Below are 19,517 nucleotides of genomic sequence, written 5' to 3' on the forward strand. Positions count from 1 at the left end.
GGGTGGACGCGAGCCGCCCGCCGGCCGTAGAACCGGAGGATCGGTCCGGGGGCCGGTCCGGCGGCGACGAGGGAGGGACCAGTGCTCACGAGCGGGTCCCGAGCGTCGTCGCCGGACACAGCATCTGCGACATCATCGGCCCGACCACCCACAGCGCTGAGCATCGGTGCGCGGATCTTCGTCAGCCGTCTGGCGGCGGGTCCCGAGCAGCTCGACGAGCAGCGCCTCCGCGCACTGGTCGAGCGCGCGCTCCCCTGGATCGAGGCCGAGGACGTCCCCCTCGAGGTCGGCCTCCTGCTGCTGGAGAAGGTCGTGCTCGCGCTCCTGGCCGACGAGCCGGTCGCGCCGCGCCGCCACCTGAGCCTGGTCCCGCGCGGCTGACGCACTCCGTGCCCCGGAGGCATGTGCCGGAGCCCACGTCGGGGTCGATGGTGGATGATGCGTGCAGAGCCGCGACCGGGGTACTGGGCCGCGGACGAGTCGTCGACGAGGACGAGTCACCCCTTCCAGCTGACTGATCATCGGAGGCACCGTGCACGACTCCTGGCCTGGCCACGCCTACCCCCTCGGAGCGACGTACGACGGCTCCGGCACCAACTTCGCGCTCTTCAGCGAGGTGGCCGACCGTGTCGAGCTCTGCCTCTTCGAGGCCGACGGCACCGAGACCCGCGTCGAGGTCAGCGAGGTCGACGCCTACGTCTGGCACTGCTACCTCCCGCACGTGCAGCCCGGCCAGCGCTACGGCTACCGCGTGCACGGTCCGTGGGAGCCGGAGAGGGGACTGCGCTGCAACCCCGCCAAGCTGCTCCTCGACCCCTACGCCAAGGCGACAACGCGCGAGATCGACTGGGACAACAGCCTCTTCGGCTACGACTTCGGCGATCCCGACTCGCGCAACGACGAGGACTCCGCGCCGCACATGACCTTCGGCGTCGTCATCAACCCCTTCTTCGACTGGGAGGGTGACCGCCGGCTCAACTACCCCCTCAACGAGACCGTGGTCTACGAGGCTCATGTCAAGGGCATGACCCAGCTGCACCCCGACCTGCCCGAGGACATCCGCGGCACCTACGCCGGTCTGGCCCACCCGGCCATCACCGACCACCTCAAGCGCCTCGGGGTGACGGCGATCGAGCTGATGCCGGTCCACCAGTTCATCCAGGACAGCACGCTGCTCGAGAAGGGCCTGCGCAACTACTGGGGCTACAACACCCTCGGCTTCTTCGCCCCGCACGCGGAGTACGCCGGGACCGACCAGGTCGGCCAGCAGGTCCAGGAGTTCAAGTCCATGGTCAAGGCCATGCACGCCGCCGGCATCGAGGTCATCCTCGACGTGGTCTACAACCACACCGCTGAGGGCAACCACATGGGCCCGACGCTGAGCTTCAAGGGCATCGACAACCCGGCCTACTACCGGCTGATGGAGGACGAGCCGCAGTACTACATGGACTACACCGGCACCGGCAACAGCCTCAACGTCCGGCACCCTCACTCGCTGCAGCTGATCATGGACTCGCTGCGCTACTGGGTCACCGAGATGCACGTCGACGGCTTCCGCTTCGACCTCGCCTCCGCGCTCGCGCGCGAGTTCTACGACGTCGACCGGCTCGCGACCTTCTTCGAGCTCGTGCAGCAGGACCCGGTGGTGAGCCAGGTCAAGCTGATCGCCGAGCCGTGGGACGTCGGCCCCGGCGGCTACCAGGTCGGCGGCTTCCCGCCGCAGTGGACCGAGTGGAACGGCGCCTACCGCGACGTCGTGCGCGACTTCTGGCGCGGCGAGCCGTCGCTCGGTGAGTTCGCCTCGCGTCTCGCGGGCTCCGCGGACCTCTACGAGCACTCCGGTCGTCGCCCGGTCGCGAGCATCAACTTCGTCACCGCCCACGACGGCTTCACGCTGGCCGACCTCGTCTCCTACGACGAGAAGCACAACGAGGCCAACGGCGAGGACTCCAACGACGGCGAGAGCCACAACCGCTCGTGGAACCACGGTGTCGAGGGGCCGACCGACGACCCCGAGATCCGCAGCTTCCGCGCCCGCGAGCAGCGCAACATCCTCGCGACGCTGCTGCTGAGCCAGGGCGTGCCGATGCTGCTGCACGGTGACGAGATGGGTCGCACCCAGCACGGCAACAACAACACCTACGCCCAGGACTCCGAGATCGCCTGGATGCACTGGGACGACGCGGACAAGCCACTCGTCGAGTTCACCGCGGCGCTGATCAAGCTGCGCATGGACCACCCGACCTTCCGCCGCAAGCGCTTCTTCACCGGCGGCAGCGTGAGAACCGAGATCCCCGGCGGTGACGGCGACCGGCTCAACGACATCGTGTGGCTGCACCTCGACGGCCGCCCGATGGAGGACAGCGACTGGGACGGCGGCAACCAGGCCATCGGGATGTACCTCAACGGCCACGGCATCGCCGGCAAGGACGCCCGCGGCGGCGAGATCATCGACGACCACTTCCTGCTCTACTTCAACGCCGACGGGCGCACCGAGCTCACCCTGCCCCCGGAGGAGTACTCCGCAGCCTGGGAGGTCGTGGTCGACACGGCCGGGGGAGTCGACACCAAGACGCCCTACGCCGCGGGCTCGACGCTGCCCCTGGAGCACCGCAGTCTCGTGGTCCTGCGCGAGTACGCCGAGCCCGAGGCGGAGCCGGACCACTCGGTCGCTGCGTCCCTGGCCGCCCAGGCCGACCGGGGCTGACGCGCGATGGCTGCTCGGGCTCCCCGCAACACCTACCGCTTCCAGGTCACGGCCGACTTCGACCTGCTCGAGGCCGCGCGCCGGCTGCCCTACCTGCACGACCTCGGCGTCGACTGGGTCTACCTGTCGCCGCTGCTGTCGGCGGAGCCCGGCAGCGACCACGGCTACGACGTCGTCTCGCACGAGGGCATCGACCCGACGCGCGGCGGTGCCGAGGGCCTCGCGGTGCTCTCGGCCGAAGCGCGTCGCCTCGGCATGGGCGTGCTGGTCGACATCGTGCCCAACCACGTCGGCGTCGCGACCCCGGTCCAGAACGCCTGGTGGTGGGACCTGCTCACCCACGGTCGTGAGTCACGCTACGCCGACGCGTTCGACGTCGACTGGGACTTCGGTGACGGCCGGGTCCGGATCCCCGTCGTGGGCGACGACGACGAGGGCTCCATCCGTGTCGTCGACGGCGAGGTGCGCTACCACGACCACCGCTTCCCGCTGGCTCCCGGCACGACGAGCGTCGACGAGCAGCACTACGAGCTGGTCTCGTGGCGCAGCGCCGACGACCAGCTCAACTACCGCCGCTTCTTCGCCGTCAACACCCTCGCCGCGATCCGCGTCGAGGACCGGGCCGTCTTCGACGAGAGCCACGCGGAGATCCGTCGCTGGTTCGACGAGGGCCTGGTCGACGGCCTGCGCGTCGACCACCCCGACGGCCTGCGCGACCCCCGGGGCTACCTCGACGACCTCGCGACGCTGACCGGTGGGGCCTACGTCCTGGTCGAGAAGATCCTCGAGGAGGGCGAGGACCTGCCCCGCACCTGGGCGACGGCCGGCACCACGGGCTACGACGCGCTCGGGCTGGTGGAGCGGGTCCTGGTGGACCCCGCCGGACAGACCTCCCTCGACGACCTCGAGACCCGCCTGCGAGGCCACGAGGTCGACTGGACCGAGCTGATCCACGACACCAAGCGCGCGATCGCCGACGGCATCCTCCGCTCCGAGGTACGCCGGATCGTGCGCGAGCTGCCCGCCGAGACGCTGGCGGCGGCCGAGGTCGGTGAGCTCGAGGACGGTGTGGCCGAGCTGCTGGCGTGCTTCCCGGTCTACCGCTCCTACCTCCCCGACGAGCAGCACCACCTCGACCGGGCCTTCACCATCGCCCGCACGCACCGGCCCGACCTCGCCGCCGTGCTCGGCGTACTGGCCCCGGTCCTGAAGGACGCCGACGGCGATGCCGCCCTGCGCTTCCAGCAGACCAGCGGCATGGTGATGGCCAAGGGCGTGGAGGACACCGCGTTCTACCGCTACGCACGGCTCACCTCGCTCAACGAGGTCGGCGGCGACCCGAGTGTCTTCTCCGTGACCACCGAGCAGTGGCACGAGCACATGGTGCAGCGGCAGACCGTGTGGCCCGAGGCGATGACGACGCTGTCGACCCACGACACCAAGCGCGGCGAGGACGTCCGGGCCCGCATCACGGCCCTGGCGGAGATGCCCACGATCTGGGGTGACGCGCTGGACCGGCTGCTCGAGCTGGCTCCCGCTCCGGACCAGGGGTTCGCCTCGCTGCTGTGGCAGGCCGTGCTCGGAGCCTGGCCGGCCTCCCGCGAGCGGCTGCACGCCTACGCCGAGAAGGCGATGCGCGAGGCGGGCGACCGCACGACGTGGACCGGACCCGACGAGGACTACGAGGCCACCGTGCACCGGCTGGTCGACGCGGCGTTCGACTCCGAGGAGGTCGCCGAGGTCCTCGAGGAGCTGCTCGGTCACGTCGTCGCGCCCGGCTGGGTCAACGCGCTGTCAGCCAAGCTGCTCGCGATCACGATGCCCGGCGTGCCCGACGTCTACCAGGGCAGCGAGCTGTGGGAGCAGAGCCTGGTCGACCCCGACAACCGGCGTCCGGTCGACTACGACCTGCGGCGCGAGCTGCTCAGCGGCGTCAACACCTCGTCGCTGCCGCCGGCCCTCTCGACCTCGCTCGAGTCCGTGGGGCTCGACAAGCTGCTCGTCACCTCGCGCGCGCTGGGTCTGCGTCGCGACCGCCCCGAGCTCTTCGGGTCCTACGCGCCCCTGGGAGCGAGCGGGGTGCTGGCCGACCACGTGCTGGCCTTCGACCGTGGGGGAGCGGTCACGGTCGTGACCCGCCTTCCCTTCGGCCTCGAGTCCCAGGGCGGCTGGGGCGACACGACGCTGGCGCTGCCCGAGGGGCAGTGGCGCGACGTGCTGACCCTGCGCCGCATCACCTCCGGCAGCCTGGCGAGCATGCTCTCGCCGCTGCCGGTCGCGCTGCTGATCCGGGAGGACGCATGACCACCCGCTTCGACGTCTGGGCGCCACGACCCTCGCGGGTCCGTCTCGCCGTGGCCGACGAGGTCGTCGAGATGACCCGTCTCGACGGCGGTTGGTGGACCCCGGGCGAGCCCGTGCCCGACGGGGAGGTGGACTACGGCTACCTCCTCGACGACGACGAGACCCCGCGTCCCGACCCGCGCTCCCTGCGCCAGCCCGCCGGGGTGCACGAGCGGTCACGGACCTACGACCCGTCCGCCTTCGCCTGGACCGACGACGCGTGGACCGGGCGCCAGCTCGCCGGGTCGGTGATCTACGAGCTGCACATCGGCACGTTCACCCCCGAGGGGACCTTCGACGCCGCACTCGGCAAGCTCGACCACCTGCGCTCGATCGGGGTCGACCTGGTCGAGGTCATGCCCGTCAACGCCGTCAACGGCACCCACAACTGGGGCTACGACGGCGTCCTGTGGTCGGCCGTGACCGAGTCCTACGGCGGCCCCGAGGGCTACCAGCGCTTCGTCGACGGCTGCCACGCCGCCGGCCTGGGCGTCATCCAGGACGTCGTCTACAACCACCTCGGCCCCTCGGGCAACTACCTCCCGCTCTACGGGCCCTACCTCAAGACCGGCGCCAACACCTGGGGCGACCTGGTCAACCTCGACGAGGAAGGCTCGGCGGAGGTGCGGCGGCTGATCCTCGACAACGTGCGGCTGTGGCTGCACGACTACCACGTCGACGGCCTGCGACTCGATGCCGTGCACGCCCTCGCCGACTCCTCACCGACGCACCTGCTCGAGGAGATGGCGATCGAGGTGGCCTCCCTGTCGGCCCACCAGCGCCGCCCGCTGACCCTGATCGCGGAGTCCGACCTCAACGATCCCGTGATGGTGACCCCGCGCGAGGCCGGCGGCTACGGCCTGGACGCGCAGTGGAGCGACGACTTCCACCACGCGGTCCACGTGGCGCTGACCGGCGAGACCGAGGGCTACTACGCCGACTTCGAGCCGCTGGGCGCGCTGGCCAAGGTCTTCGAGCGCGGCTTCTTCCACGACGGCACCTACTCCTCCTTCCGCGAGCGCGACCACGGCGTGCCGATCGACACCGCCGCCATGGGCACCTGGCGCCTGGTCGTCTGCAGCCAGAACCACGACCAGATCGGCAACCGTGCCGTCGGCGACCGGATCACCGAGGTGCTCGACGACGACCAGCTGGCCTGCGCCGCCCTGCTCACGCTGGCCGGGCCGTTCACCCCGATGCTCTTCCAGGGCGAGGAGTGGGCCGCCGCCGAGCCCTTCCAGTTCTTCACCTCCCACCCGGAGCCCGAGCTCGCGAAGGCGACGGCCGAGGGGCGCATCAAGGAGTTCGAGAAGATGGGCTGGGACGCCGCGGTCGTCCCCGACCCCCAGGACCCCGCCACCTTCGAGCGGTCCAAGCTCGACTGGTCGCAGCTGGAGACCGGACGGCACGCGCGCATCCTCGCCGTCTACCGCCGCCTGGCCGAGCTGCGTCGCACGCTCCCGGAGCTGACCGACCCGTCCTTCTCGCTGACCTCCACGCGGGTCGACGAGGGGGCGCGCACGTTCGTCCTCGAGCGCGGCGCCGTCACCGTCGCGGTGAACCTGGGCGGTGCTCCGGTCTCGCTCGAGGTGCGGCCCGGCGAGCTGCTCTTCGAGACCGGGTCGGGGGCCTCGCTCAGCGGCACCACCATCGAGCTGCCCGCGCACGCGGGCGCGCTGGTGCGCACCGCCTCGCCCTCCTAGTCTCTCGTCCGTGGACGCAGCCAGGGTCGCCGACGAGTTCGGCCTCGGGCGCGTCCGGTGCGCGTCGTCGGAGCCGGTCGGCCGCGGCAGGCAGGGCCTCGTGTGGCGCCTGGAGACCTCCGAGGGCCGGTGGGCGGTCAAGGTCGCCCACGGGGTCGTCGATGAGGAGCGGCTGGCCGCGGCTGCCGCCTTCGCCGACGCCGCTGTCGCCGCCGGCGTGCCGACCCCCGCCGTCCGTCGTACGGCGTCGGGGGCGGTGTGCTCCGCCTCGACCAGCGTCACGGCCTGGGTGGACCTGCTCCAGCCCGACACGCTGCTCGACCCGTCGCTCGTCGGCGCGGCCGTCGCAGGCCTGCACCGCGTCGCGCCGCCGGCAGTCGGCCCCGTCGAGGACTGGTACGCCGCCCCGGTCGGTGCCCCGGCGTGGGACGACCTGGTGGCCCGGCTGGCCTCCGCGGGCGCACCGTTCGCCGACGAGCTGGGCCGGCTCCGCGGCGAGCTGGTCGCGCTGGAGTCCTGGCTCGAGCCGCCGACCGACCTGGTCACCTGCCACCGCGACCTGTGGGCCGACAACCTGTTGCCCACGGTCGACGGCGGGGTCTGCGTCCTCGACTGGGACAACTGTGGGCCCGCCGCGCGCGACCAGGAGCTGGCCTGCGTGCTCTTCGAGTTCGCGCGCGGCGACGCCGGTCGGGCGAGCGCCCTGGTCGAGGCCTACGCGGCCGTCGGGGGACCGGCCCGTGTGACGCGGCGGGGAGACTTCTCGATGCTGGTCGCCCAGCTCGGCCACATCGTTGAGATCGGCTGCCGTGACTGGCTCGCCCCCACCGACCGCTCGCCCACCCGTGACGACGCCGAGGCGTGGGTCCGCCAGGGGCTCGACGACCCGCACACACGCGCCGTCCTCGACGCCCTGCTGGTCGCCGTCCGCCCCTGACCGGCAGCCGAGTCGGCGCGGTGTTGCAGGCGCCTCAGACCCGGCTGGCGGCGAACGTGTCGCACGCCTCGAGCGAGCCCTGCTCGAAGCCGGTCTCGAACCAGGTCTGCCGCTGCTCGGCGGAGCCGTGGGTCCACGACTCCTCGGTGACCTGGCCCTGGGTCTTCTGCTGGATCCGGTCGTCGCCGACGCTGGCCGCGGCCTCGAGCGCCAGGTCGATGTCCTGCTGGGTCAGCGAGGAGAAGAGCACCTCGCCGGACGCGTCCTCGGTCCGGCTGGCGGACCTGGTCCACATCCCGGCGTAGCAGTCGGCCTGGAGCTCGAGGCGCACGGCGTCGCTCTGCGGCCCCTGCTGGGTGCGGACCTGGCCCATGGCGCCCAGCAGGTTCTGGATGTGGTGGCCGTACTCGTGGGCGAGCACGTAGGCCTCCACGAAGCCGCCGTCCGGACCGCCGAGCTGGTCCTCCAGGACCTGGTCGAAGAAACCGGAGTCGAGGTAGATCGTGCGGTCCGGCGGGCAGTAGAACGGCCCCACATCGGAGCTGGCGGCGCCGCAGCCCGTGTCGACGGAGCCGGTGAAGGTCACCAGGCCCTCCTCGGGCTCGAAGCGGCCGCCCAGCTCGTCGGTCCAGTAGTCGAAGAGCGAGTTCTCCACGGCCACCCGGGCGCAGTCGGCGCTGGTGTTGGCGTCCTCGCCGGTCTTGCAGGAGCTGTAGCGGCCGGTGTCGGTGAAGCGGCTGCTGTCGAGGCCGCCGCCGCCGAGCCCGCCGCCGCTGCCGCCCCCGCCGAGGATGTCGATGCCGGCCGCTCGACCGATCACGAAGAGGATGACGAGCAGCACCACGCCACCGATGCTGCCGCCGCCGATCCCACCGGGGATGGGCAGCCGCGAGCCACCGGACCTGCCGCCGCTGCTGCGACCTGCGTCACGTGTGCGCGAGGTGTCCAGGCGTGCCTTGGGGTTGAAACGCATGGGGATGCCTCTCGTGGGGTGTGTGGGCGGGGACGGTGGCGAGGTACCCGGTTCAGCGCACCTACACTAGTGACCCTCATGATCACCGCCCACCAGCTCGAAGTCCGTGCCGGCGCGCGTCTGCTCATGGACGACGTCAGCTTCCGCGTCGCCGCAGGCGACAAGGTGGGGCTGGTGGGGCGCAACGGCGCCGGCAAGACCACCCTCACCAAGATCCTCTCCGGCGAGGCGCTGCCCGCCTCCGGCTCGGTCACCTCGACCGGCGACGTGGGCTACCTCCCGCAGGACCCGCGCATCGGTGACCCCGAGGTCCTCGCCCGTGACCGGATCCTCTCCGCGCGCGGTCTCGACGACGTCGTACGACGCCTGCGCGAGTCCGAGGAGCAGATGGGCAGCGACGATCCCGAGGTCGCCGACCGGGCCATGAAGCGCTGGACGCGGGCCGACTCCGAGCTGCACGCCGGTGGCGGCTACGCCGCCGAGTCCGAGGCCGCCACCATCGCGGCCAGCCTCGGCATCGAGGAGCGCATCCTCGGCCAGCAGCTCAAGACGCTCTCCGGCGGTCAGCGTCGTCGCGTCGAGCTCGCCCGCATCCTCTTCTCCGGCGCCGAGATCCTGATCCTCGACGAGCCGACCAACCACCTCGACGCCGACTCGATCGTGTGGCTGCGGGACTTCCTCAAGTCCCACAAGGGCGGGTTCATCGTGATCAGCCACGACAACGCGCTGCTCGAGGAGACCGTCAACAAGGTTCTCCACCTCGACGCCAACCGCACCACCATGGACGTCTACAACATGGGCTGGAAGAACTACCTCTCCCAGCGCGAGACCGACGAGAAGCGTCGCAAGCGCGAGCGCGCCAACGCCGAGACCAAGGCCAAGACGCTCACCGACCAGGCCAACAAGATGCGTGCCAAGGCCTCCAAGGCCCAGGCCGCCCAGTCGATGCTCAAGCGTGCCGAGAAGATGATGTCGGGCCTCGAGGGGGAGCGCGCCGCCGACAAGGTCGCTCGGATCAAGTTCCCCGCGCCCGCCCCCTGCGGCAAGACCCCGCTCACGGCCGAGGAGCTGTCGAAGTCCTACGGCTCGCTCGAGGTCTTCACCGACGTCACGTTGGCCATCGACAAGGGCTCACGCGTGGTCATCCTCGGTCTCAACGGTGCCGGCAAGACCACGATGCTGCGCATCCTCGCCGGCGTCGACCAGTCCGACACGGGCCGGGTCGTGCCGGGCCACGGCCTCAAGCTGGGCTACTACGCCCAGGAGCACGAGACCCTCGACACCGACCGCACCGTCCTGGAGAACATGCAGTCTGCCGCGCCGCAGCTCACCGACACCGAGGCTCGCTCGGTGCTCGGGTCGTTCCTCTTCTCCGGCGACGACGCCAACAAGCCCGCCGCGGTGCTCTCCGGCGGCGAGAAGACCCGCCTCGCCCTGGCCAGCCTGGTCGTCTCGAGCGCCAACGTGCTGCTGCTCGACGAGCCCACCAACAACCTGGATCCAGCGTCGCGCGAGGAGGTGCTGGCCGCGATCCGCACCTATGAGGGCGCGATCATCCTGGTCACGCACGACGAGGGCGCCGTCCGTGCGCTGGAGCCCGACCGGGTCCTGCTGCTGCCCGACGGCGACGAGGACCTCTGGAACGACGACTACGCCGACCTGGTCTCGCTGGCCTGAGTGCCGTCGTACGACGGGTGGCTCGCCGGGGGTGCGACCAGACCGGTGTCGGCGGGCCTTCCTAGACTCAGGCCATGACTCCTCACGACCTGGCCGCTGCCGGCCTGCGCCTCGACGTGGTCGGCGCGGTCGCCACCGTCACCCTCGATCGACCCGAGGTCCGCAACGCCCAGACCCCGGCCATGTGGCGCGCGCTCGGCGCCCTCGGGTCGACGCTGCCCGACGAGGTGCGGGTGGTGGTCGTGCGCGGCGAGGGTGCGACGTTCTCCGCCGGCCTCGACCGCACGCTGATGGACCCGGCGACCACGCCCGAGGGTGTCGAGTCGGTCGGTGACCTGTTCGCGATGACCGACGAGGACATGGCGGCCACGATCGACGTCTACCAGCAGGGCTTCACCTGGCTGCGCGACCCGCGCTTCGTCTCGATCGCCGTCGTGCGGGGCTACGCCGTGGGTGCCGGCTTCCAGCTCGCTCTCTCCTGCGACCTGCGGGTGCTCTCCGACGACGCCCAGCTCTGCATGAAGGAGTCGGCGCTCGGGCTGGTCCCCGACCTCACGGGAACAAAACCGCTCGTCGAGAGTGTTGGCTACGCACGGGCACTCGAGATCTGCGCGACCGCTCGGATGGTCGGAGCCGCCGAGGCCGTCCAGATCGGCCTCGCCCTGACCGCGGTCCCGGCCGAGGCGCTGGACGTCACGGTCGCCGATCTCGTCGCCGCCCTGACCGCCCCCATGCCGGGAGCGGTCACCGAGACCAAGTCACTGCTCCTCGGAGCAGCCGAGCGCAGCCTCGAGGAGCAGTGTCGCCTGGAGCGTCTCGCCCAGGTCCGCCGCTTCCGCGAAGTCGCCCAGTTCCTGGCCCGCTGATGACCTCACGGCCGGGGGAGTAGGAGCCATGGTGTCCGGGATGTCCCCCGCCAACGGCGCCGTGTGGCGCAACCTGCGCGCCGACCGGAGCGTCGTCAACAACCGCATCGAGGGCAAGACCGTCAAGCGGATCCTCACCTTCGCGCGCCCCCACCGGCGCCTGATCGCCGTCTTCCTCACCCTCACCGTCATCGACGCCGCGATGGTCGTGGTGATGCCGCTGCTGGTCCAGAAGATCGTCGACGACGGCATCCTTGCCGGCGACCGCGGCTTCGTCACCCTGATCGCGCTCGCGATGGCCGGGGTCGCGGTCCTGACGGCCGGCCTGGCCATCCTCGGCGGCTGGTTCTCCTCCCGCATCGGTGAGGGGCTCATCTACGACCTGCGCACCCAGGTCTTCGCCCACGTGCAGCGCCAGTCGCTCGCGTTCTTCACCCGCACCCAGACCGGTGCGCTGGTCAGCCGGCTCAACAACGACGTGATCGGTGCCCAGCGGGCCTTCACCTCGACGCTGTCGAGCACCGTGTCCAACTCGATCTCGGTCGTGGTCGTCGGGGTCGCGATGTTCTTCCTGAGCTGGCAGGTCACGCTGCTGTGCCTCGCGCTCTTCCCGATCCTGTTCTTCGTGTCCCGCTGGGTCGGCGGCCGGCTCGCCGGACTGACCCGCCGCCAGATGGACGGCAACGCCGACCTCGGCAACGTGATGACCGAGCGCTTCAACGTCGGCGGCGCGATGCTGCTCAAGCTCTTCGGTCGCCGGGGTGACGAGGACCTCCTCTTCGAGTCGAAGGCCGCCACCGTGCGCGACCTCGGCATCCAGATCTCGCTGATCACCCGGATCTTCGGCGCCGCGATGATGCTCGTCCCGGCGCTGGCCACCGCGCTGGTCTACGGCGTCGGCGGCAGCCTGGCGATCGACGACACCCTCACGGTCGGCACGCTGCTGGCGCTCGCCACCCTGCTCCTGCGACTGCTCGGGCCGCTGCAGGGGCTCTCCAACGTCCGCATCGACATCATGACCGCGCTGGTCAGCTTCGAGCGGGTCTTCGAGGTCCTCGACCTGCCCTCCCAGATCCAGCAGAAGCACGGTGCCGTGGTCCTGCCCCCGAGCGCGGGTCGCCTGGAGTTCGAGCACGTCTCGTTCACCTACCCGAAGGCCTCCGAGATCTCGCTCGGCTCCCTGGAGTCCGTGGCCCGCACCGAGTCGCGCGACAACGAGCAGGTCCTCACCGACGTCGGTTTCGTGGCCGAGACCGGGCAGATGATCGCGCTGGTCGGGCCCTCCGGTGCCGGCAAGACCACGATGACGCACCTCGTCGCCCGCCTCTACGACGTCGGCAGCGGCGCCGTGCGCGTCGGAGGGCACGACGTACGCGACGTGACGCTGGACTCCCTGGAGGACGTGGTCGGCTACGTCACCCAGGACGCCCACATGTTCCACGACACGATCCGCGCCAACCTCGTCTACGCCCGGCCCGACGCCACCGACGACCAGATCTGGTCGGCCCTCGAGGCGGCTCAGATCGCGGGGCTCGTGCGCAGCCTGCCCGACGGGCTCGACACGGTCGTCGGCGATCGTGGCTACCGCCTCTCCGGCGGAGAACGTCAGCGGCTGGCGATCGGTCGCCTGCTGCTCAAGGCGCCGTCGATCGTGGTCCTCGACGAGGCGACCGCCCACCTCGACAGCGAGTCGGAGGCCGCCGTCCAGCGTGCCCTCGACGCGGCGCTCGAGGGCCGCACGTCGCTGGTGATCGCCCACCGGCTCTCCACGGTCCGCAACGCCGACCAGATCCTGGTGCTCGACCAGGGCCAGATCGTCGAGTTCGGCACCCACACCCAGCTGCTGGCCCGGGGTGGGCTCTACACCGACCTCTACCGCACCCAGTTCGCCCACGACACGTCCGCGGACCAGCCCGCCTGACGCCGAGCCGGCGCAATGTGGCAGACGGGGTTGGTGACCGCGGACGCCATGCGGTCGGTGGCAGCGCATCCTCAGTGGCAGCGAACCCTCGCTTCGAGTGACGTTGCGCAGCCTCTCGGGTGGCGTCGTCCGCTCGGCCGGGGATCAACCAGGGGATCCTGATGAGGTCTCCGCGGCCTCGCGCTCGGCGGCGGCCGCCTCGGCGGCCTCCCGGGCCTCCTGCTCCTGTCGGGCCCGCACGTAGGGGTGGTTGCTCTGGCGGACCTTCTTGACCTTCGTCTTCCTCTCGGCCCGTGCCGGCGCCGCGCCACCGCGCCCGGCGGTGCGCCACTCGTCGTACATCAGGTAGAAGAAGCCGAAGATGGCCAGCACGCCGAAGAACCACCACTGGAGGCCGTAGAAGAAGTGCGGCCCGTTGTCGAGCTCGGGCAGCTCCACCGGCGCGAGCGAGGTCGCGGGTGCCGGGTCCTCGGACTCCAGGTCGACGAAGCCGCCGTAGACCTCGCGGTTCAGGGCCTCCCCGATGGCGGTGCTGTTGACGGCGCGGGTCGACTGGTCCGTGACCAGGGTGGAGTCGCCGGTGCCGTCCACGCGCAACCAGCCGTTGATGGTGACCTCACCCGACGGGGGAGCCGGCACGTCGTCAGGGGTGGCACCCTGGTTCTCCGTCTGGAGCCACCCGCGGTCGACCAGCACGGAGGTGCCCGACGACGTCACGAGGGGGACCACGACGTCGATGCCGGCGACACCGTCACGGGTGCGGTAGCGGACGATCACGGTGTCCTCGACGGCGTAGGTGCCCGTGGCCGTCACGCGGCTCCACTCGTCGTCCTCGGAGACGCCCTCACCGGTGCGCATCACGTCGCCGACCGGGGTCGGTGGACCGTCCTCGTTGGCCCGCACGATCGCGTTGCGGTCCTTGCGGTCCGCGAGGCGGTCGAACTGCCACCCACCCAGCCACCAGGTCGCGTAGGCGACCACCACGATGGCGGCGGCGAAGAGGGCCCAGCGTCGGCTCAGCAGGAATCGGAACGAACGCACGACACCGAGAATAGGTCCCACCCCTAGACTCGACGACATGCAGGTGCTGAAGCTCGGTGACAGGTACGGCCGTGTGGCCACGGACCTCCGCGTGTCCTTGACGGACCGCTGCAACCTCCGGTGCAGCTACTGCATGCCCGCGGAGGGTCTCGACTGGCTGCCGCAGGAGGAGACCCTGACCGACGACGAGCTGGTCCGGCTGATCCGGATCGGCGTCGAGCGCCTCGGCATCCAGGAGATCCGCTTCACCGGCGGTGAGCCGCTCGTTCGCCGCGGCCTCCCCGACCTCGTACGCCGCGTGCGCGAGATCGACGCGGGCATCGACATGTCGATGACGACCAATGCCCTCGGCCTCGCGCGCACCGCCCAGGCACTCGCCGACGCCGGGCTCAACCGCGTCAACGTCAGCCTCGACACCGTCCGTGCCGACACCTTCCACGCGATCACCCGCCGTGACCGGCTCGATGACGTCATCGCGGGTCTGGCCGCGGCCGAGGTCGCTGGGCTGGGGCCGGTCAAGGTCAACGCGGTGCTGATGCGCGGCCTCAACGACGACCAGGCGCCCGAGCTCCTGCGCTGGTGCCTCGACCGTGGCTACGAGCTGCGCTTCATCGAGCAGATGCCCCTCGACGCCCAGCACGGCTGGCAGCGCGACGGCATGGTCACCGCCGACGAGATCTTCGCCCACCTCGAGCGGGAGTTCACCCTCTCGCCGGCCTCCGAGCCCCGCGGGTCCGCCCCGGCCGAGCTGTTCCTGGTCGACGGCGGCCCGGCCACCGTCGGCGTCATCGCCTCGGTCACCCGCCCGTTCTGCGGCGACTGCGACCGGGTGCGTCTCACGGCCGACGGCCAGATCCGCAACTGCCTCTTCGCGCGCCACGAGTCCGACCTCCGCGCCGCCCTCCGTGACGGCACCTCCGACGCCGAGATCGCCGAGCGCTGGGTCACCGCGGTCGCCGGCAAGGCGGCCGGTCACGGCATCGACGACGAGGGCTTCCTGCAGCCCGACCGTCCGATGTCCGCCATCGGAGGCTGATCCCCAGGCTGGAAAGTGCGGGACGTTTTCGACCTCCTGACGCGCTCAGAGGTCGAGAACGTCCCGCACTATCCCGGCCTAGGCGTGCGGCACGACGTCCTTCAGGAATCGTCGCGCCGTGAGGAAGTCCGACAGCGAGGTCTTGTGCTCGTCGCACGCGAGCCAGGTCTTGCGGCGCTCGGGGGTGTGCAGCTTCGGGTTGTTCCAGAGCAGCTGCCACGTGGCAGGTGCCTGGCACCCCTTGGCGGAGCAGACGTCGGGATCCATGGCCCATGTCTAGCGCAGGTCGCCGAGCAACCCGGGCGGTGGGTCAGTCGCGCGGACCGGCCGGCAGCTCGGCGTAGCGCCCGGGGGCGCCGCGGAGCTCGAAGGAGTCGGTGCGCGTCGTGACCGCGTTGGCCAGCACGACCGCGATGTAGGGCAGGATGATCGCCCCCGCGATGAGGAATGGCCACAGCCAGTCGACCCCGCTGAGGGCCGCGATGACGGCCCCGACGAAGCACGCGGAGCGCAGGCTCATCGACCACAGGTAGCGCTTCTGCCGGGCCGCGATGTCCTTCTCCCGACTGGTCGAGGCGGTCGTGATGCGGATTGCCTCGATGTCGTCCCTGCCTCGCCGCGCCATGCCTCCATCGTACGTCGGTACCGGTAGCCTCCTTCAGTCCGAAGACCCCCGCTGAGAGGCACTCCCCCATGACCAACCGCACCTACCGCGTGACCGAGATCGTCGGCACTTCCCCCGACGGCATCGACGCGGCCATCCGCAACGGCGTCGAGCGTGCGGCCAAGACCCTGCGCCACCTCGACTGGTTCGAGGTCACCCAGGTGCGTGGGCAGGTCAAGGACGGCGCGGTGGAGCACTTCCAGGTCGGCATCAAGGTCGGCTTCCGCCTCGAGGACGACTGAGCAGGCTCGGGGGACTCGCCGCCGTGGCAGTCGTTTAGGGCTACCCCGGGGTAATCGCTAGCGTCGACTGACGTGAGCGAAACCACCCCCCACGTGCCCCGGTCGGTGCTGGTCACCGGCGGCAACCGCGGCATCGGCCGCGCCATCGCCGAGGCTTTCCTGGCCCAGGGCGACAAGGTCGCTGTGACGACCCGCAGCGGCGGGGCGCCCGAGGGTGCCCTCGACGTACGCTGCGACGTCACCGACGCCGCCGCCGTCGAGGCGGCCTTCGCCGAGGTCGAGGCCGCGCACGGCCCGGTCGAGGTCCTGGTCGCCAACGCCGGCATCACCGCCGACACGTTGGTGCTGCGGATGTCGGAGGAGCAGTGGTCCTCGGTCATCGACACCAACCTCACCGGCTCCTTCCGCCTCGCCAAGCGGGCAGCCAAGGGCATGCTGCGCCAGCGCAGGGGCCGCATCATCTTCATCTCCTCGGTCGTCGGGCTGCTCGGCTCGGCCGGCCAGGTCAACTACGCCGCGTCCAAGGCCGGCCTGGTCGGCATGGCCAGGTCGCTGGCCCGCGAGCTGGGATCCCGCTCGATCACGGCCAACGTGGTCTCGCCGGGCTTCGTGGAGACCGACATGACCGACGTGCTCACCGACGAGCAGCGTGCGGCGATCAAGACACAGGTGCCGTTGGGTCGCTACGCAGCGCCCGAGGAGGTCGCGGCGGCGGTGACGTGGCTCGCCGGTGACGGCGGCGCCTACGTGACCGGCGCGGTGATCCCCGTCGACGGCGGACTAGGAATGGGGCACTGACATGAGCGACGGCAACAGCACCATCAACCCGAACGGCATCCTCGCCGGCAAGCGGATCCTGGTCGCGGGCGTGACCATGGACTCCTCCATCGGCTTCGCGACCGCCAAGGTCGCCCAGGAGCAGGGCGCCGAGGTGCTCATCTCCAACTTCGGCCGTGCCCTGGGCATCTCCCGGCGCATCGCCAAGCGGCTGCCGGTGACCCCGCCGGTCCTCGAGCTCGACGTCACCGACGCCGACCACCTCGCGGCCCTGCCCGACGCCGTGCGCGAGCACGTCGACGGCCTCGACGGCGTCGTGCACTCCATCGCCTACGGCAACCCCGAGACCCTCCTCGGCGGCAAGTTCATGACCGGGCCCTGGGAGGACGTGGCCCAGGCCGTGCAGGTCTCGGCCTACTCGCTGATGTCGTTGGCGCAGGCCACCCGCCCCCTGATGGCCGACGGCGGCTCCATCGTCGGGTTGACCTTCGACGCGACCGTGGCGTGGCCGGCCTACGACTGGATGGGCGTGGCCAAGGCTGGGCTCGAGTCGTGCAGCCGCTACCTCGCGCGCGACCTCGGCCCCGAGGGCATCCGGGTCAACCTGGTCTCGGCCGGCCCGCTGCGCACGCTGGCCGCCAAGGCGATCCCGGGCTTCTCCGACCTGGAGGACATGTGGAGCACCCGGGCGCCGCTCGGCTGGGACAACGCCGACTACACCCCGACGGCCAAGGCCGTGTGTGCACTGCTGTCGGACCTCTTCCCGGCGACCAGCGGCGAGATCATCCACGTCGACGGCGGCTTCCACGCGATGGGCGCCTGACCTCACGGCCCGGCCCCGCTGCCGAGCGCCACGATGTGGCTCTCGGGGGCACCAGCGATAGCGTTCCCGGGTGACTTCACTCGTCGAGCTCCGGGTCCTCGAGGGGCCCAACCTCTACTTCCCGCGCGCCGCCATCAAGCTGACCCTGGACGTCAGCGGGCTGGCAGCGGCGTCGGACGCCACGGCACTGCGCTTCGCGACCAGGATCGGGCTCAAGAACGCCCGTCCGGGCTCGCCCGAGTCCGGCTTCCGGCAGCGCTTCGCGCTCCGCGCGGTCGGCCGCCTGGTGCGCGCCGTCGCGGGCGAGGGCGGGACCCCACGCCTCGCCGTACGCGTGCGGCCGACGAGCGACCAGCACCAGATCGTGGTGGCCTTCCCCTGGGCGCACCGCGAGCGGGCGCAGGAGATGGGGCGCGCGATCGGGGACGTGCTCGACTCCCTGCTGAGCACCGACATCGAGGCCGCCGTCGGACTGGCCGCCGAGCGGGTGGCCGCCGCCGAGCACGGCGACAAGCCTCACACGATCACCCCCAAGATCCCCGTGGTGGCGGTGACCGGCACCAACGGCAAGACCACGACCTCCCGGATGATCGCCCACATCGGGCGCGCCGACGGCCAGCTGGTCGGCTGGTCCAACACCGACGGCATCTACATCGACGGCGAGCTGGTCGAGGCGGGCGACTACTCCGGACCGAGCGGCGCCGGACGCGTGCTGGCCCACCCCCAGGTGCAGCTCGCGGTCACCGAGACCGCCCGCGGCGGCATCCTCCTCAAGGGCATCGGCCTGACCCGCAACGACGTCTCGGTCGTCACCAACGTCACCGCCGACCACCTCGGCCTCCAGGGCATCGACACCGTCGACCAGCTCGCGGAGGTCAAGGCCGTCGTGCCCCGCATCACCCGCAAGAGCGGCTGGGCCGTCCTCAACGGCGACGACCCTCGCGTCTACGACATGCGCAACGTCATCAAGGCCAAGCCGTGGGTCTTCAGCCGCGACGCGGACTCACCGGCGATCCGCGAGACGCTGACGGCCGGTGGCTGCGCGACGACCGTGATCGACGGCTGGGTGTCGGTGCTGACGCCCAAGTCGGACCCCGACCCGATGATCGAGCTCGTCGACGTGCCGATGACGCTGGCCGGGCTCTCCCGCTTCAACGTCGAGAACACGCTGGCCGCCGTGTCCGCATCCCTGGCGATCGGCATCTCGCGCGACGTCGTCATCGAGGGCCTGCGCACCTTCCTGCCCGACGCCGAGCACAACCCGGGTCGGATGAACTTCTTCTCGATCGGCGAGGTCTCGGTCGTCATGGACCTGGCCCACAACGAGGCCGGGCTCGAGGCCCTGATGGAGATCATGAACGGCGTACGACGCCCCGGGGCCCGCCTGCTGCTCGGCCTCGGTGTCGTGGGGGACCGCACGGACGACCTCATCGAGAAGCTCGGTGAGATCGCGGCCCGGGACAGCGACGTCGTGGCGATCGGCCACAAGGAGAAGTACCTGCGCGGACGCACCACCGAGGAGCTCGAGGAGCTCATGCGCGCCGGCGCCGAGCGGGTCGGGGTGACCGGCGTGCCGGCGTACCCGACCGAGGTCGCGGTGCTGGCCGCACTGGTCGGCCAGGCGCTGCCCGGTGACGTGGTCGGCCTGATGTGCCACGCGGAGCGGCAGGAGTGCTACGACTGGATCGCCGAGCACGGCGGCGTGCCGGACACGACCGCGACCCTCGCGACGAAGGTCAGAGCCGCGGCCCCGGAAGCCTGAGAGCCGAGTAGGCGCGATGGTGCAACAACCGTGCAACAGTGCGCC

The 19,517-nt window shown here is 71.1% G+C and carries 17 protein-coding genes; 13 read left to right on the plus strand and 4 right to left on the minus strand.

From position 1 onward, the window contains the following. The first annotated feature begins 81 nt into the window (after nucleotides 1-81). The 5 genes from RMN98_RS08135 (at nucleotide 82) to RMN98_RS08155 (ending at nucleotide 7,690) form a co-directional block, all read left to right on the plus strand. A complete protein-coding gene (locus RMN98_RS08135) occupies nucleotides 82-381 on the plus strand; it encodes a hypothetical protein (RefSeq protein ID WP_309648311.1) in 300 nt (99 codons plus the stop codon). 151 nt (nucleotides 382-532) lie between these two features. After that, nucleotides 533-2,707 carry a glycogen debranching protein GlgX gene (glgX, locus tag RMN98_RS08140; RefSeq protein ID WP_309648312.1) on the plus strand — a complete coding sequence of 725 codons (2,175 nt, stop codon included), beginning with the start codon at nucleotides 533-535 and terminating at the stop codon, nucleotides 2,705-2,707. Between the two features lie 6 nt (nucleotides 2,708-2,713). Further along, entirely contained in the window at nucleotides 2,714-5,011 is a 2,298-nt protein-coding gene (gene treY, locus RMN98_RS08145; protein ID WP_309648313.1) for a malto-oligosyltrehalose synthase, read from the plus strand. Beyond that, a complete protein-coding gene (treZ, locus tag RMN98_RS08150; protein ID WP_309648314.1) occupies nucleotides 5,008-6,753 on the plus strand; it encodes a malto-oligosyltrehalose trehalohydrolase in 1,746 nt (581 codons plus the stop codon). Before treY ends, treZ begins: the two co-directional genes overlap by 4 nt. A gap of 10 nt (nucleotides 6,754-6,763) precedes the next feature. Next, a complete protein-coding gene (locus RMN98_RS08155) occupies nucleotides 6,764-7,690 on the plus strand; it encodes a phosphotransferase (RefSeq protein WP_309648315.1) in 927 nt (308 codons plus the stop codon). Nucleotides 7,691-7,724: 34 nt separating this feature from the next. Here RMN98_RS08155 and RMN98_RS08160 read toward each other — a convergent pair whose 3' ends face one another. Further along, nucleotides 7,725-8,663 (minus strand): neutral zinc metallopeptidase, encoded by a 939-nt coding sequence (locus RMN98_RS08160; RefSeq protein ID WP_309648316.1) that lies wholly within the window; start codon nucleotides 8,661-8,663, stop codon nucleotides 7,725-7,727. A gap of 78 nt (nucleotides 8,664-8,741) precedes the next feature. On the opposite strand from RMN98_RS08160, the gene RMN98_RS08165 reads away from it, so the two are divergent. From RMN98_RS08165 to RMN98_RS08175, 3 genes are all read left to right on the plus strand, one after another. Then, a complete protein-coding gene (locus RMN98_RS08165) occupies nucleotides 8,742-10,340 on the plus strand; it encodes an ABC-F family ATP-binding cassette domain-containing protein (protein WP_309648317.1) in 1,599 nt (532 codons plus the stop codon). A 74-nt stretch (nucleotides 10,341-10,414) separates the two neighbouring features. Next, on the plus strand, nucleotides 10,415-11,206 hold the full coding sequence (locus RMN98_RS08170) for an enoyl-CoA hydratase/isomerase family protein (RefSeq protein ID WP_309648318.1): 792 nt from the start codon (nucleotides 10,415-10,417) through the stop codon (nucleotides 11,204-11,206). 40 nt (nucleotides 11,207-11,246) lie between these two features. Beyond that, nucleotides 11,247-13,127, plus strand: coding sequence for an ABC transporter ATP-binding protein (locus RMN98_RS08175; protein ID WP_309648319.1), 1,881 nt, complete (start codon nucleotides 11,247-11,249; stop codon nucleotides 13,125-13,127). Between the two features lie 144 nt (nucleotides 13,128-13,271). On the opposite strand, the gene RMN98_RS08180 is transcribed toward RMN98_RS08175, so the two are convergent. Continuing rightward, nucleotides 13,272-14,168: an SURF1 family protein gene (locus tag RMN98_RS08180; protein WP_309648320.1), complete on the minus strand. Its 897-nt coding sequence runs from the start codon at nucleotides 14,166-14,168 to the stop codon at nucleotides 13,272-13,274. Nucleotides 14,169-14,205: 37 nt separating this feature from the next. Here RMN98_RS08180 and moaA point away from each other — a divergent pair, with 37 nt between their 5' ends. Further along, nucleotides 14,206-15,204 carry a GTP 3',8-cyclase MoaA gene (moaA, locus tag RMN98_RS08185; RefSeq protein ID WP_309648321.1) on the plus strand — a complete coding sequence of 333 codons (999 nt, stop codon included), beginning with the start codon at nucleotides 14,206-14,208 and terminating at the stop codon, nucleotides 15,202-15,204. A 78-nt stretch (nucleotides 15,205-15,282) separates the two neighbouring features. Here moaA and RMN98_RS08190 read toward each other — a convergent pair whose 3' ends face one another. Continuing rightward, nucleotides 15,283-15,471 carry an acetone carboxylase gene (locus RMN98_RS08190; RefSeq protein ID WP_309648322.1) on the minus strand — a complete coding sequence of 63 codons (189 nt, stop codon included), beginning with the start codon at nucleotides 15,469-15,471 and terminating at the stop codon, nucleotides 15,283-15,285. A 43-nt stretch (nucleotides 15,472-15,514) separates the two neighbouring features. Next, the gene (locus tag RMN98_RS08195) at nucleotides 15,515-15,829 is read right to left on the minus strand and encodes a DUF3099 domain-containing protein (protein WP_309648323.1); all 315 of its coding nucleotides are present in this window, start codon (nucleotides 15,827-15,829) and stop codon (nucleotides 15,515-15,517) included. 68 nt (nucleotides 15,830-15,897) lie between these two features. Here RMN98_RS08195 and RMN98_RS08200 point away from each other — a divergent pair, with 68 nt between their 5' ends. From RMN98_RS08200 to RMN98_RS08215, 4 genes are all read left to right on the plus strand, one after another. Beyond that, nucleotides 15,898-16,110: a dodecin gene (locus RMN98_RS08200; RefSeq protein ID WP_309648324.1), complete on the plus strand. Its 213-nt coding sequence runs from the start codon at nucleotides 15,898-15,900 to the stop codon at nucleotides 16,108-16,110. 93 nt (nucleotides 16,111-16,203) lie between these two features. Next, complete coding sequence (fabG, locus tag RMN98_RS08205; protein ID WP_309648338.1) at nucleotides 16,204-16,908, plus strand: 3-oxoacyl-ACP reductase FabG; 705 nt, start codon at nucleotides 16,204-16,206, stop codon at nucleotides 16,906-16,908. Between the two features lies 1 nt (nucleotide 16,909). Further along, entirely contained in the window at nucleotides 16,910-17,710 is an 801-nt protein-coding gene (gene fabI / locus RMN98_RS08210; RefSeq protein WP_309648325.1) for an enoyl-ACP reductase FabI, read from the plus strand. Nucleotides 17,711-17,780: 70 nt separating this feature from the next. After that, nucleotides 17,781-19,472 (plus strand): Mur ligase family protein, encoded by a 1,692-nt coding sequence (locus RMN98_RS08215; protein ID WP_309648326.1) that lies wholly within the window; start codon nucleotides 17,781-17,783, stop codon nucleotides 19,470-19,472. Nucleotides 19,473-19,517 lie beyond the last annotated feature (45 nt).

Source organism: Nocardioides sp. (assembly GCF_031397825.1).
Taxonomy (GTDB): Bacteria; Actinomycetota; Actinomycetes; order Propionibacteriales; family Nocardioidaceae; genus Nocardioides.